Origin of the sequence: Pseudomonas sp. LjRoot71 (genome assembly GCF_964253255.1) — a bacterium.
Taxonomy (GTDB): Bacteria; Pseudomonadota; Gammaproteobacteria; order Pseudomonadales; family Pseudomonadaceae; genus Aquipseudomonas.
Genome location: NZ_CAXURA020000001.1, coordinates 1,930,799 through 1,945,274, shown reverse-complemented (window position 1 = coordinate 1,945,274; position 14,476 = coordinate 1,930,799). Strand labels below are relative to the sequence as shown.

General features: G+C 62.9%; 9 protein-coding genes and 2 pseudogenes. 5 read left to right on the top strand and 6 right to left on the bottom strand.

Annotated features, from left to right (window positions below):
- Positions 1-38 precede the first annotated feature (38 nt).
- Positions 39-1,796, top strand: a complete 1,758-nt coding sequence (gene cptA, locus ACSQ17_RS09220) for a phosphoethanolamine transferase CptA (RefSeq protein ID WP_436068349.1) — start codon at positions 39-41, stop codon at positions 1,794-1,796.
- 69 nt (positions 1,797-1,865) lie between these two features.
- Here the strand turns inward: cptA and ACSQ17_RS09215 are convergent, their stop codons facing one another.
- The 4 genes and pseudogenes from ACSQ17_RS09215 to ACSQ17_RS09200 form a co-directional block, all read right to left on the bottom strand.
- The gene (locus tag ACSQ17_RS09215; protein WP_436068348.1) at positions 1,866-2,942 is read right to left on the bottom strand and encodes a polyamine ABC transporter substrate-binding protein; all 1,077 of its coding nucleotides are present in this window, start codon (positions 2,940-2,942) and stop codon (positions 1,866-1,868) included.
- 78 nt (positions 2,943-3,020) lie between these two features.
- The gene (locus ACSQ17_RS09210; RefSeq protein ID WP_436068347.1) at positions 3,021-3,362 is read right to left on the bottom strand and encodes a cupin domain-containing protein; all 342 of its coding nucleotides are present in this window, start codon (positions 3,360-3,362) and stop codon (positions 3,021-3,023) included.
- An 11-nt stretch (positions 3,363-3,373) separates the two neighbouring features.
- A complete protein-coding gene (locus ACSQ17_RS09205) occupies positions 3,374-4,780 on the bottom strand; it encodes an NAD(P)/FAD-dependent oxidoreductase (protein ID WP_436068346.1) in 1,407 nt (468 codons plus the stop codon).
- 53 nt (positions 4,781-4,833) lie between these two features.
- Positions 4,834-5,052 (bottom strand): annotated as a pseudogene (locus ACSQ17_RS09200) (helix-turn-helix domain-containing protein); the annotation flags it as partial.
- Between the two features lie 62 nt (positions 5,053-5,114).
- On the opposite strand from ACSQ17_RS09200, the gene ACSQ17_RS09195 reads away from it, so the two are divergent.
- Positions 5,115-6,265 (top strand): IS3 family transposase gene (locus tag ACSQ17_RS09195; RefSeq protein WP_436067717.1). Its coding sequence is split into 2 segments (ribosomal slippage): positions 5,115-5,358 and positions 5,358-6,265, totalling 1,152 coding nucleotides; the frame shifts between segments, so codons are not numbered across the junction.
- A gap of 18 nt (positions 6,266-6,283) precedes the next feature.
- Here ACSQ17_RS09195 and ACSQ17_RS09190 read toward each other — a convergent pair.
- Together ACSQ17_RS09190 and ACSQ17_RS09185 are read right to left on the bottom strand one after the other, a co-directional pair.
- Positions 6,284-6,889 (bottom strand): annotated as a pseudogene (locus ACSQ17_RS09190) (nuclear transport factor 2 family protein); the annotation flags it as partial.
- Between the two features lie 68 nt (positions 6,890-6,957).
- Complete coding sequence (locus ACSQ17_RS09185) at positions 6,958-7,353, bottom strand: YkgJ family cysteine cluster protein (RefSeq protein ID WP_436068345.1); 396 nt, start codon at positions 7,351-7,353, stop codon at positions 6,958-6,960.
- A 311-nt stretch (positions 7,354-7,664) separates the two neighbouring features.
- Between ACSQ17_RS09185 and ACSQ17_RS09180 the strand changes: the two genes are divergently transcribed.
- From ACSQ17_RS09180 to ACSQ17_RS09170, 3 genes are all read left to right on the top strand, one after another.
- The gene (locus ACSQ17_RS09180; protein WP_436068344.1) at positions 7,665-11,255 is read left to right on the top strand and encodes a DUF2339 domain-containing protein; all 3,591 of its coding nucleotides are present in this window, start codon (positions 7,665-7,667) and stop codon (positions 11,253-11,255) included.
- Positions 11,252-12,622, top strand: a complete 1,371-nt coding sequence (locus ACSQ17_RS09175; RefSeq protein ID WP_436068343.1) for a DUF3999 domain-containing protein — start codon at positions 11,252-11,254, stop codon at positions 12,620-12,622. The genes ACSQ17_RS09180 and ACSQ17_RS09175 overlap by 4 nt, the downstream gene beginning before the upstream one ends.
- A gap of 194 nt (positions 12,623-12,816) precedes the next feature.
- The gene (locus ACSQ17_RS09170) at positions 12,817-14,460 is read left to right on the top strand and encodes a histidine kinase N-terminal 7TM domain-containing diguanylate cyclase (protein ID WP_436070454.1); all 1,644 of its coding nucleotides are present in this window, start codon (positions 12,817-12,819) and stop codon (positions 14,458-14,460) included.
- Positions 14,461-14,476: the final 16 nt, after the last annotated feature.

Below are 14,476 nucleotides of genomic sequence, written 5' to 3'. Positions count from 1 at the left end.
ATAACAGGCGCAATTATCTTGGGTGCCATGAGGTTGCTATGTCTGCAGTGTTGACCGGGGCGGGGCGTCAGCGGGTCGATTGGGCTGGCCTGGGTTGGGCGTTTGGGTTTTTCTGGTACTTCTCCGGCGTGACGCAGTTGTTGATCCAGCTGACGGGGACGGCGGGCTTTGCCGGTTTTCGTCAGGCGTTGCTGGTCAGTGCGTTCTGGCTGATTCCTCTGCTGCTCTGGCCAGCGCGTGCGCGGCAGTTGGCGGCGGTAATCGGCGCGGTGCTGTGGCTGTGCTCGCTGGGGAGTTTTGGTTATTTCCTGATTTATGGGCAGGAGTTCTCCCAGAGCGTCATTTTCATCATGTTCGAATCGAACGTGGCGGAAAGCCGCGAGTACCTGGTGCAGTACTTTGCCTGGTGGATGCTGCCGGCGTTTCTGGCCTACGGCCTGGGCGGCTGGCTGTTGTGGCGCAAGGTGCGGCCGGTCTACCTGTCGCGGCCAGGCGCTTGGCTGGCGGCTGCTCTGGCGCTGTTTGTGTCGTTGGGTTATCCGGCGATTCGCCAGTTCAGCAAGCATGAGAGCTGGCAAGGCGGGCTGGATAACTTCGCCGAGCGCATCGAGGCTGCCACGCCCTGGCAGCTGGTGGTGGGCTACAAGAACTACCGCGAGCAGTTGGCCAACATGCAGGCGTTGCTGGCTGAAAACGCCAGCATTCCGCCGCTGAGCAACCTGCAGGATGCCCATGCCGGCCAGCCGGCCACGCTGGTGCTGGTGATTGGTGAGTCGACCAACCGGCAGCGCATGAGCCTGTACGGCTACCCACGGCAAACCACGCCGGAGCTGGATCAGCTGCGTGATCAGTTGCAGGTGTTCGATTCGGTGGTGACGCCGCGGCCATACACCATCGAGGCCCTGCAGCAAGTACTGACTTTTGCCGATCAGGAAAACCCCGAGCTATTTCTGACCACTCCGTCACTGGTCAACCTGATGGAGCAGGCCGGGTACAAGACCTACTGGATCACCAACCAGCAGACCATGACCAAGCGCAACACCATGCTCACGACCTTTTCCAAGCAGGCCGATGAGCAGTTCTACCTGAACAACAACCGTGAGCAGAATGCCCGCCAGTACGACGGCGATGTGCTGGAGCCCTTTGCCAAGGTGCTGGCCGACCCGGCGCCGCGCAAGTTTGTGGTGGTGCACCTGCTCGGTACGCACATGAGCTACCAGTACCGCTATCCGCCGGAGTACGAGCGCTTCAATGACCGTACCGGGGTGCCGGCGCATGTCACCGATGACCAGCTGCCGACCTACAACAGCTACGACAATGCCGTGCTGTACAACGACCATGTGGTGGCCAGCCTGATCAAGCGCCTGGCTGGGCAGGAGCCGAATGGCTTTTTGCTGTACCTGGCGGATCATGGCGAGGCGGTGTTCGATGCGCCCAAGGGCGATATCCTGGGGCGCAACGAGGCTGCGCCAACCAGCCCGATGTACACCGTGCCGTTTATCCTGTGGAACTCGCCCAAGTGGCAGGCGCAGCAGGCGCGAGACTTCAGCGGCACGCTGTCACGGCCTTACAGCACCTCGCACTTCATCCACACCTGGGCGGATCTGGCGGGCCTGAGTTTTGATAGGTACGAGGCGCATAAAAGCCTGGTGAGCAATGAGTTCCGGCCGCTGCCGTTATTGATTGGTAACCCGGAAAAACCGAAGAGCCTGATCGATTTCAGCCTGATCAAACCCAAAGCCAGTGCGGGTGAGCTGGCACAGCGTGAGAAGCAACAGGCGGCCACCGAGTTGTAAGGTGGATGGCAAAAGCCCCCGTCAGGCGGACTGACAGGGGCTTTTTATTGGCTGCAATACTTGCAGGGCTTAGATGCCACTCTTGACCTTGCTCCAGATGCGCGTGCGCACGCGGTCGATCTTCAGCGGCATGGCTTCCAGGGCGTAAAGGTTGCCCATCGCTTCTTGCGGCGGGTAGACGGTGGCATCGGCTTTCAGTGCGGGGTCAACCAGGGTATCGGCGGCGCTGTTGCCGTTGGCGTACTGCACATGGTTGGTGATCTGCGCGATCACTTCGGGTTGCAGCAGGTAGTTCATAAAGGCGTAGGCGGCCTTATCGTTGTTGCTGTCGGCGGGCATGGTGACCATGTCAAACCAGATCGGTGTGCCTTCCTTGGGGATCACGTAGTTGATGCGAATGCCGTTGTTCGCCTCGGTGGCGCGGTTGCCGGCCTGCATGATGTCGCCGGAGAAGCCCACGGCCATGCAGATGTCGCCATTGGCCAGGTCGCCGACGTATTTGGATGAGTGGAAATAGCGCACGTTCTGGCGCATCTCCAGCAGCAGCGCTTCGGCCTTTTTGTAGTCCTCAAGGTTCTGGCTGTGGTGCGGCAGCCCCAGGTAGTGCAAGGCAATCGGCAGCAGCTCCGGGCCGTTGTCGAGAATCGCCACGCCGCACTGGCTGAGCTTAGCCAGGTATTCGGGCTTGAAGATCAGGTCCCAGGAGTCGAGCGGCACGTCGTCGCCGAGCACTTCACGCACCTTGGCCACGTTGTAGCCGATGCCGGTGCTGCCCCACAGGTAGGGGAAGCCATACTGGTTGCCGGGGTCGTTGGTTTCCAGGGCTTTCATCAGAATCGGGTTGAGATTGTTCCAGCCGGGCAGGCGGCTCTTGTCGAGTTTCTTCAGCGCGCCGCCCTGGATCTGCCGGGCCATGTAGTGGTTGGACGGGAACACCACGTCATAGCCCGAGCGTCCGGCCATCAGTTTGGCATCGAGGGTTTCATTGCTGTCGTAGACGTCGTAGTGGCTGCTGATGCCGCTGCTTTGCTCGAACTGCTTGAGGGTGTCCGGGGCGATGTAGTCGGTCCAGTTATAGATGCGCACGGTTTCTGCGGCCTGGCTGACGCTGCTGAGCAGCAGCAGAGGAAGCAATTTCTTCAGCATGGGAGTACCTCATCGTTTTTATCGGTGTTGTCGAAGTGGCAGTAGCAAGTGAATGGCGTTGGCCTGCGCTGGGCCGGGCTATTTGAGCAGGACGAAGCTCTTGCGCACGGTCTCGGTGATGTCCCACACGCCGAAGGTGTTGGCCGGCAGTAGCAGGGCGTCGCCGGCCTGGATCTGCATGGGCTCGCCGCCATCGGGCGTGAAGGTGCAGCGCCCGGCGATAAAGTGGCAGAACTCCTGCTGGGCGATCTGCCGGCGCCAACGCCCGGGCGTGCATTCCCAGATGCCGGCAGCGACGCCGTCGGCATGCTCGATGCCATGGCTGCTGGTGATCGCCACCGGCTCGCCGAGCGGTACGGCCACTGGCGTGGCATCGCTCAGGGGCAGGTGGGCGGTGTTCTTGAAGTGTTCGATGCTCATGAAATGCTCCGTTAACGCATGAATTTTTCCATGGTGCCGGCCAGGCTGATGGCTAGCTTGCGCCGCCAGGGCGCGCTGTCTGGGTTGGCCAGCACGCGGTCTTCGTGCACAAAGCTCTGGATGATCGCGTTGTAGCCAAGCCAGCGCAGGGGTTCCGGCTCCCAGCGCGGCAGGCGCTTGAGCGGCTGGTCGCCGAGCACCCAGGGCTGGCGGGTCAGTTCGCTGTGCTGGTTGAGAATCAGGTCGGCCAGGGTGCGCCCGCCGAGGTTGCTGGCGCCCACGCCCTCACCGCCGTACCCGCCGGACAGGGCGATGCCGTTGCTGCGGTCCACCAGCATGTGCGGGCGAAAGCGCCGTGCCATGCCCAGGTTGCCGCCCCAGGCGTGGGTGATGCGCACCTGTTTGAGCTGCGGGAAGAGTTCGCCGAACAGGTAGCGGCGCAGGTCGCGCTCGTTCTCGCTGAGGTTGAAATCGGTGCGCAGGCGGCCGCCAAAGCGGTAACCACCTCGGGCACCGAATACCAGGCGGTCGTCGGCGCTGCGCTGGCCGTAGGTCACCTGGCGGCTGTTCTCGCTGAAGGCCTGGCCGCGCTCCAGGCCGATGTCGGCCCAGACTTCCTTGGGCAGCGGCTCGGTGGCCACCAGCAGACTCTGTACCGGCAGTTGATGCTTGCCCAGCGGCGGCAGGCTAGCGGCATAGCCTTCCACGGCGGGGACGATCCAGTCCGCGCGCACGCTGCCAGTGGCGGTGCGCACCAGGCCGGTTTGCCAGTCGGTCACCCGGCTCTGTTCATACAGCTCGACGCCCATGGCGGCCACGCAGCGCGCCAGGCCGCGCACCAGCTTTGCTGGCTGGATGGTCGCGCAGTGCGGGGTGTAGATGGCACCGAAGGCGTTGGCCAGTTGCAACTGTTTGCCCAGGTCGAAGGGTGTCAGCCAGCGGTAGTCGGTTACGTCCAGGCCCAGGGCACGCAGTTCGGCCAACTGGTTTTGCAGGCTGTGCAATTGCTCGGGATAGCGCGCGGCGCAATACAGCACACCGCCTTTGCGGTAGTCGCAGGCGATCTGTTCACGCTGCAGCACGCTGGCCACTTCATCGGGAATGCCGTGCAGCAGGGCCTGGGCGCTGTGCCGCTGTGCATTGGGCAGGTTGGCGAGCAGGCGCTCCTGGCCGAGCAGATTGCCCATCAGCCAGCCGCCGTTGCGTCCGGACGCGCCGAAGCCGGCAATCTCGCCTTCGAGGATGACGATGCGCAGCTGCGGGGCCTGACGTTTGAGGTAGTAGGCGGTCCACAGGCCGGTGTAGCCCGCGCCGATGATGGCCACATCGGCGTGCAGGTCTTCGGTCAGCGCGGGGCGGGCGGTCAGCGGTTCGGTCAGCTGATCCATCCACAGGCTGAGGGAGCGCCATGGGCTCATCGTCGATCTCCGGCAGTCAATCATTAGGCGATGCGCAGAGACTAGGAGGTCGATCAGGGCTTGTCTTGTGTGCGGGCCCGCAAGGAAATTTGTTTGAGGTAAGCCTTGGGTGACAATCCGGTATGCCGGCGGAAGCAGCTGTAGAACGCCGAGAGCGAATTGAAGCCAGCGGCGAAGGCCAGTTCATCGATGCGCTGCAAGTCGTTGCCGGCCTCCAAGTGCGCAAGCAGGTGCTGCAAGCGCTTGTGGTTGATGTAGCGGTAGAAGCTCTGTGAATCGCCCCTAGTTTCGTAGACACCTCCAGGCCTCATAATGCGGCCCATTAGGAGGTGCCATGAGTAACCCGCGTTATCCCGAAGAATTCAAAATCGAAGCAGTCAAGCAGGTGACCGAACGGGGTCTGCCGGTGGCTGAGGTAGCTGCTCGCTTGGGCATGTCGACACACAGTCTGTATGCCTGGGTGAAGCGCTACAGCAAGCCCCAAAAGCAGCGGGCACAAGAAGACGATCAACACGCTGAGTTACGTCGCCTGCGTGCTGAACTCAAGCGCGTGACCGAAGAGCGAGACATCCTAAAAAAGGCCGCCGCGTACTTTGCCAAGGAGTGCGGCTGAAGTACGCCTTCATCAGTCAGCTATCCGCAGACTATTCGGTTCGCCGTCTGTGCCTGACCCTGAAAGTACATGCCAGCGGTTACTACGCCTGGCTGTCTGAGCCGAAGTCGGCACGAGCTAAGGATGATCAGCGTCTGCTGGGTTTGATCAAGCACTCCTGGTTAGAAAGCGGTGGCGTCTATGGTTACCGCAAAATCCATGACGACCTGCGTGAGCTGGGAGAACAGTGCGGCAGGCATCGCGTTGCTCGATTAATGCGCCAGGAAGGACTGCGCTCGCAGACAGGGTATCGGCGTCGACCGGGCCGTTATGGTGGTAAGCCTCCAGTGGCCTCTCCGAATCATCTTGAGCGTCGATTCAATGTCACCGAACCCAACAAGGTCTGGGTTACGGACATAACCTACATCCGCACCTATGAGGGCTGGTTGTATTTGGCGGTGGTGCTCGACCTGTTTTCGCGGCAGGTAATTGGCTGGTCAATGAAGCCGCAGATGACCAGCGACCTGGCTATTGATGCATTGCTGATGGCGGTTTGGCGGCGTAAGCCCAAGCTGGAAGTAATGATTCACTCAGATCAGGGTAGCCAGTTCAGCAGCGGCGACTGGCAGAGTTTCCTGAAAGCCAACAACTTGCTTGGCAGCATGAGCCGACGTGGCAACTGCCATGACAATGCGGTAGCGGAAAGCTTTTTCCAGCTGCTGAAACGGGAGCGGGTCAGGCGAAAGATCTATAGCACTAGGCAGGATGCTCGCGCTGATGTGTTCGACTACATCGAGATGTTTTACAACCCAAAACGCCGACATGGTTTCAACAACCAGCTGTCACCGGTAGAGTTTGAGAAGCGACATTTACTGAGCCTGGAAAGTGTCTAGGAAATCCGGGGCGATTCACTGGCCGAGTACCTGGTTGAGTAGATGTGAGATCTGGTTGCGGCTGTAGCCGGTGGCGGTTGCCACCTGCGGCAGGCTCAGTTGCGGGTCGAGGTAGGCCTGGGCGCGTTGCATATAGTCTTCCAGGTCCTGCGCCAACAGTCCCAGTTGGCGGGCACTAAGACCGAGGCGACTGAGGGCGGGGCGGGAGTCACTGGCGGCGGATAGCTCGTGCTCTTCACGCATCAACGTGGCGTATTCATGGATGCGCCAGATCAGCCCGTCACGCACGGTGATCGCCTCGCCCGTGCGAAACGCCAGCAGGCCATTACTGCCCTGCAGGCTGATGCGGTACTGAATAAATGCGGTGTGGCCGTCGATGCGGATGCGATCAGTATGTTCCAGCGCTTCGCCGGGCTGGCGCGGCAGGTTGTGGCGCACGTACTCGCGCAGTTCGGCAAAGCCCATGCAGCGCTGCTGGAAGAAGTCGTGGTACTGGATGTCCGGGTGATACAGCGCCATTACCGCGTCGAGGTCGCGGTCTTTCCAGCTGTAGTGATAGCGCATCACCGTGGCGCGGGTGCGTTCGGTCTGCTGCGCATCATCGGGGAAGTCAGGGCTGTGCATGGCGCCAGCTTGCCCGAGGCGTGGCGGCAGCTCAATCCTGGGATTCAGCTCTTCAGCTCTTCAGCTCTTCAGCTCTTCGGCTTGTAGGCGCAGTAGCCTGGACGTGGGCCGATCTTCGGGTGATTGCGGCAGGTGTCCGGGCGCTTCTCGTAGATGGTGCACAGGCGGGTTTTGCGGTCGAGGTAGTAGCAGTCGTTGTTGCTCATGCGGGTCAGGGTGAAGATGCCCGACTTTTGATGGAAGCGTTCGACGATGCCCTCCTTCTGCAAGCGCTTGGCGATGTTCTTCAGCGGCTCGCTGCGTTCGAATTCATCGACCACGCCGATGCGAATCAGGTCATTCAGCCGCGCCTCGACCGGCAACGTGCAGCAGCTGGACATGCAGCTGTGGCACATGTCAGCGGTGTATTTGGCCCAGGTTTCCAGGCGATCAAGTTCGGCGGCGGCAATCAGGTTGATTTTCATCGGCGCTGGCAGGAATCAGTTGTGCGGCGCGCGATGATAGCGGCCCTGGCGCATTTGTGAACGATAATCTGCCGGCTGGTCGTGCCGTGTGCCACTGATAAGGGGCGGTTTAAGGGTGGCTAGGTCAGAGCGGCCGGCTGTTTACGCCGCTGCGCCAGGCTGCTGATCACGCCCGGCAGTTTCTTTCTGTGCTGTGATGCGTGCGGCATTCGTCTCTCTGGGTATGCGACGGGCGGGCTCCTATACTGCTGCCAGTTTGCGCCCGTGTCGGGCATGGGGATGTTCGCGGTTTTCAGCTTAGGGATGCATGCATGCAATGGATTTTCATGCTGGTCGGTTTGCTGCTTGGGGCCTTGGCGGATGAGACGCTGACGGCCTCACTGCTCGGTGCGCTGATAGGTCTGGGTGTGGGCCAGGCGCTCAAATTGCAGGGGTTGGAGCGCGAGAACGCGGCGCTGACGGCCCAGCTCAAGGCCTTTTCGCTGCGTTTCGAACAAGGCACCACGGCGCTGTATGAACGCCTGCTCAAGCTGGAACAGGGCGCCACATCAGCCCCCGAGGCGCCGCCTGAGGCGGAACCGCTCAGCACTGTTGCCGAACCCGAACCTGAGCCGATTGCCGCTGCCCAGGCGGCCGAACCCGAACTGGACTGGACCCTGGATTTTGTTCTGCCCGAGTCCGAGTCGGCACCTGCTGCGGCCATGCAGGCTACTGAGCCGCCGGCTGCTGAGCCGATAACGCCGCGCCCGACAACGCCGAAAAAACCGCCAGAGCCGCGTCAGCCCAGTGTCTTCGAGTTGGGCTTTAAGGCTGCCAAAGCATGGCTGCTGGGCGGCAATACGGTGTTGCGCGTCGGTGTGGTGCTGTTGTTTCTCGGCCTGGCCTTCCTGCTGCGCTACGCCACCGAAGGCGTGGTGGTGCCGGTTGAGTTGCGCTATGCCGGGGTGGCAGCCAGTGCCGTGGCGTTGCTGGGCCTGGGTTGGTGGCTACGGCTGCGTAACCCGAACTATGCCTTGATGCTGCAAGGCACCGGGATCGCCGTGCTCTACCTGACAGTGTTCGCCGCGATGCGCCTGCATCCGCTGCTCGACCCCGGTATGGCGCTGGGTCTGTTGGTGCTGGTGACGGTGTTCTCGGCGATTCTGGCGGTCAAGCAGAATGCCCTGGGCCTGGCGGCTGCAGCGGCGTTGGGCGGTTTCGCCGCGCCGATCCTGACCAGCACCGGCAGCGGTAACCATGTAGCGCTGTTCAGCTATTTCGCCCTGCTCAATGCCGGGGTTTTTGCCATCGCCTGGTTCAAGGCCTGGCGGCTGCTCAACCTGATCGGTTTTGTCGGCACCTTCGGCATCGGCTTTGCCTGGGGCATCCGCTCCTATAAGCCGGAGTTGCTGTGGAGCACCGAGCCGTTCCTGATTCTGTTCTTCCTGATGTATGTGGCCATCGGTCTGCTGTTTGCCCGGCGCAAGCTGCGTGAGGCCCTGGATGCGCCCGAGAACCCTGATGAATTGCTGCGCTGGGCGGCACGCAAAGGCGACTACATCGACGCCACCGTGCTGTTCGGCCCGCCGCTGGTGGGCTTTGGTTTGCAGTTTGCGCTGGTGCAGCACATCGAGTTTGCCGCAGCGTTCAGTGCGCTGGCGCTGGGCTTGTTCTACCTGGTGCTGGCGCGGCTGTTGGTCGGTCGCACGGGTGATCGCGCGGCGTTGCTGGTGGAAACCTGCCTGGCGCTGGGTGTGGTGTTCGGCAGTCTGGCGATTCCCTTGGGCCTGGATGCGCGCTGGACTTCGGCCGCCTGGGCGGTGGAAGGCGCGGGCATCTTCTGGCTCGGCCTGCGCCAGCAACGCAGTCTGGCACGGGCATTCGCCCTGCTGCTGCAAGTGGGGGCGGCGCTGGCGTTCGTCATCGGCTTGCGTGGCGGTGAACTGACCCTGCTGGACGGCGCGCCGCTGGGTGCGTTGATGCTCGGCGTGGCCTTGCTGTTCAGTTACTGGCAGCTACGCCAGAACACCGAGCTGGCCAGCCGTTGGGAGGTGCGCGGGCTGCCGGTGTTGGCCTGCGTCGGGTTGGCCTTCCTCTATCTGATTGCGCCACTGCTGTTTGCCGCCCAGGGCACGGCGATCAGCTGGGCGTTGGCCGGCTTGCTGACCCTGTGGCTGGGTTTGCGTATTCAGGCGCGCAGCTTTCTGTTCAGCGCCTTTGCCGTGCAATTACTCGGCGGTGTGGTGTTTATGCTGGACATGGCCGGCAATGCAGCCATTGGCATGGGTGGCTTCTCTGCCGGCTGGCAAGGCTTGTTGACCTCATCCTTGATCGGTTTTGGCCTGATCGCCGGCATGCTGCTGGCGGCGCGCGACCCGCAGGTGGGTAACGACCGTCGCCTGCTGCGCGGTCTGTCCGTGGTGCTGCTGGTCGGGCTGGTGTTCCTTAACCTGGCGGTGCTGTTCGTCCTGCCCTGGGCCACGGCCAGTGCGGTGTGGGGCGGCAGCGGCCTGCTGATCATCTGGCTCAGCCTGCACTTGCAGCAGCGCGCCAGCTTTGTATTCGGTCTGCTGTTGCAGGTGCTGGCAGGGCTGGTGTTCCTTGCAGTCAGCCCGCTGCTGTTCGGCCAGCTGTCGGTCGAGGGTATTCGGCCACTGGCTCACGTGGATTTCTGGACGCCGCTGGTGCTGGGGGTCGCCGCGCTGGTCGGTGCCTGGCGTTTGCAGCACCTGGCGCGACGCGAGGCGCCGAACGTCCTGGGTAATGTCAGTTTGCTTGGCCTGGCGCAGTTGCTGCTGGTGTGGGGTGCGGCCTGGTGGGCAGTGGCGCTGAGCAGCGAAGTGCTGCGCTTTGTTGCGCCTGAATGGCAGGCAAGTGCCTTGCTCGCGGTGTTGGCGGCCAGCATCGCCCTGGCGGCATTTCTCGCCCCGCGTACACGCTGGGCCGAACTGGCGCTGCTGTGCTGCCTGCTGACGCCGCTGGCCGGCGTGGTGCTGCTGCACGCCTGGCACCTGCACTATCACCCGGCTGCGCAGTTCGGCTGGCTGGCCTGGACGCTGCTGTTTGCCGTGCACTTCTGGGCGCTGCGGCGTCTGGCACCCCAGTTGCCGGCAGGCGCGCTGAGCGCGGCTCATGTACTGGGCTGTTGGTTGTTGCTGGGCGTGCTTGCACTGGAGCTGCGCTATCTGCTGCTGGCCCTTTCAGAGCATTACAACGCCTGGCGCTGGCTGGGTTGGGCGCTGCTGCCGAGTGCCTATCTGTGGCTGATGGCATTGCCGCGTCGCTGGCCTTGGCCGGTGGCGGCCTATCCGCGGGAATACCGCTTGCTGGCGGCGGCCCCGCTGGCGCTGTTGATGCTCGGCTGGTTCTGGCTGGCCAACGTCGCCAGCGCTGGGGATGCCGAGCCGCTGGCCTACCTGCCGCTGCTCAACCCGTTGGAGCTGGGCCTGCTGTTTGCTCTGGGGGCGGTGTTCGCCTGGGCGCGCATGGGCCTGGCCGAGTTGGGCGTCGAGAGCGTGCGCAGCCAGTGGCTGACCCAGGCCGTGGCGGGCGCTTCGCTGTTCGCCCTGCTGACTGCCATGGTCATGCGCACCGCCCATCATTGGGGTGGCGTGCCCTATCAGCTGGATGCGTTGCTCGATTCGATGCTGGTGCAGGCTGGGCTGTCGATTGCCTGGACGCTGATTGCCCTGCCGTTGATGGTATTTGGTAACCGCCGTGGGCAGCGTGAGTTGTGGCTGATCGGTGCGGCATTGATCGCGCTGGTGGTGGCCAAACTGTTCTTTGTTGAACTGGGTAATCGCGGTGGCCTGGAGCGCATCGTGTCGTTTATTGGCGTGGGTGTATTGCTGTTGGTGGTGGGCTATTTCGCCCCGCTGCCGGCACGCAAGGCGGATGCGGATCAGCCGCAGGAGCAAGCATGATCAGTCGTTTTATCCCTGGCGCATGCTGCGCTGCGTTTCTCGGCCTGCTGTGCAGCGCGTCAGTCCTGGCGCAGGAGCAGCCGGGCGACTATGCCGTGCAATTACCGCTGAGCCTGAGCGGGGAAGGCCCCTGGTATCGCCTGGATGTACCGATGGCGCTGCATTTCGCTGCGCGTTATGGCGATTTGCGCGACCTGCGTGTGTTTAACGGCGAAGGCCAGGCCCTGGCTTATGCCCTGGTGGCGGGGCAGGGTGAGTCACGCGACAGCCAGCAGGAACAGGCAGTGAAGTGGTTTCCGCTGTACGCCGAACAGGGCGACAGCAGCGCCACGCCAAGCCTGCGGGTACAGCGCAGTACCAGTGGCACACTGATCGAGCTGCGCGATGAGAGTGATAGCGCTGCTCAACCGGCCTTGCTGCGCGGCTGGCTGCTGGATGCCAGCGCATCGGATGAGCCGTTGGTGCGCTTGCAGCTTGACTGGGAAGGTGGCCAGGAGGGTTTTCAGCGTTTCAGCATCGAGGCCAGTGATGACCTGCAAGACTGGCAACCCTGGGGCAGCGGTCAGCTGGCGCGCTTGTCATTTGGCAATGAGCGTGTCGAGCAGCGTCAGGTCGAGCTGCCGGGGCGCAAGGCGCGCTACCTGCGGCTGCTCTGGCAAAGTCCGCAACAGGCACCGCAGCTGACGGCCGCAAGTCTGCGCAGTCAGCGCAGCGACCGCGTGCCTGCACCGCTGGTGTGGTCGCAGCCGCTGGCGGCGACGCGCAGCCCGGATGGCGAATACCAGTGGCAACTGCCCCTGGCCTTGCCGCTGGAGCGGCTCAAGGTTGAGCTGACGCAGGCCAACAGCCTGGCACCGATCCGCGTCAGTGGCCGTGCTGACAGCAAGGGTAACTGGCAGTCGCTGGCACAGGGGCTGCTCTATCGGTTACCGGAAAATAGCGCGGAAATCCGTCAGGACGAGCTGTCATTGCCCGGTTGGGCGGTGCAGCAATTGCGTCTGCAAGTGGATGAGCGGGGCGGTGGTCTGGGCAGTGAGCCGCCGCAGCTTACGGTGGCGGTGCGCGCTACCCAGCTGGTATTTCTTCAACGTGGTAGCCCACCCTATCGCTTGGCCTTGGGGCGTGCGGGCGCTGAGTCGACCGCGCTGCCGTTGACGACGCTGATCCCCGGTTATCAGCCGCAGCGTCTGCAACAGTTGGGTACTGCCGAGGCGAAGTTGCCGGCTGACAGCATCAAGCAACAGGAGCAGGCCGCCGCCAGCGACAGCAATTGGAAACGCTGGGGCTTGTGGCTGGTTTTGCTGGTGGGCGTTGGCTTGCTGGCACTGATGGCGGTCAGTCTGCTGCGCCGGCCGGGCGCTGAATAGCAGCGCTCAGGCGAAATAAAGGCCAGCTGCCTAACGATTTTTGCAGTATGGTTGGCACCTTCAACTGCTTAACGTTTGAGGTCAGGAAGGCCCTTGCGTATCCCTATTACGACCCCTGTTGGGGCGGTTTCTGTGCGTTTACCCGGCCACTGTGCTCGGTGCGTGCAGTCATTTTCTGTGGCAGTACCCGTCCGATGAATGCCTGCGGTAATTCTGCCTGGGCGTTGAGCGGCCCCGTGACCCTGACGTGTGTGGTCTGTCTCGGTGTGCTGCTGCTGGCCCGTTGGGTGACCCGGCAGCGCTATTTTCCCGGGCGCGAGAGCTTTATCGTGCTGCACCTGGCCAGCCTCTGGTGGATGGCGGCAGCGAGCCTGGAAATGGCCGCGCAGGGGGCGCAGTGCAAGGTGTTCTGGGCGACCATGGCCTGGCCGGGGATTCTGGTGGTGCCGACCTTCTGGGCGGTGTTCCTCTGGCAATACGTCAACAGCGTGCGTCAGCCGCTGCCGCTGCGTAGCACCCTGGGCTTGAGCGTGATACCGCTGCTGATCTGGCTGATGGCGCTGAGCAACCCCTGGCACGGCCTGTTCTATGGCGAAGGTACGGCGCCGCTGAGCGATGCGCCGGGCGCGCCGATTCGCTATGAACATGGCCCGCTGTTCTATGCCGCAGCGGCTTATATCTATCTGTTTATGATGTTCTGCATGGGCGTGGTGCTGCGTGCTGCTATCGTCAGCTATGGCGTGCATCGGCGGCATTACCTGGCTTTTGTCTTCGTCACGGCGGTGCCTTGGGTCGCCAATATCAGTTACGTGGTGTTCGGCTGGATGCTGTTCGGCTTCGACCCAACGCCGTTCAGTTTCGCCTTTACCCTGGTGGCGTTTGCCTGGCTGATCGTCGGCGTGCGCCTGTTCGACCTGCTGCCGGTGGCCCGCCATCTGCTGCTGGATGCGCTGATCGATCCGGTGCTGGTGGTCGATGCACAATTGCGCGTGATTGAAGCCAACCCGGCGGCCTTGAAGCTCGCCAGCCTGCGCAGTGGCTGGCAAGGGCGACCGCTGGCGGACTGGCCGATTCTCGGTCCCGACCTGCAGCAACTGCTCAGCGAGCAGGGTGCCAGTGAGCAGGAGTGCCTGCTGACCCTGGCCAACTCGGCACGCTACTTTGAAGTGCGCATCCGCGCCATCGAGCGGGTGACCCATCGCGGCACCCTGGTGCTCGGGCAGATGCTGTATTTGCGTGATGTCACCCAGCGCCACCTCAGTGAGCTGAAGTTGGCCGAGGCCCTGGCCCTCAGTGAGGAGCGCCTGCGTACCATCACCAGCCTGCATGAGCAGTTGCAGGAGCAGGCGCTGTGTGACCCGCTCACCGGGTTGTACAACCGCCGTTATCTCGATGAGTTCTTCGCCCGTGAGCTGGCCGTGGCGCAGCGTGAACGCACGCCCATCGCGCTGGCGCTGATCGACCTGGATCACTTCAAGCAGCTCAACGACGAGCACGGCCATCTGGAAGGCGACGATGTACTCAAGGGTGTGGCTCAGCACCTGCTGGAGAACCTGCGCAGCTCGGATGCGGTGTTCCGTATTGGCGGCGAAGAGTTTCTGCTGATTCTGCCGCGCGCCGATGCCCCTGAGGCGCGTAGCCGTCTGGAGAATATTTGCCGCGACCTGGCGGCACACCCGCTGCCCACCCGTGGCGGGGCGCGCTACGTCACCCTGTCGGCTGGCCTGGCGCTGTGGCCCGAGCAGGGGCTGGTGCTGGATGAGTTGTTGCAGGCCGCCGATGCCGCGCTCTACCGGGCCAAGCATGAAGGGCGTAATCGGGTTTGCAGTCTGGCCTGAGGCCACGTACAGGTCG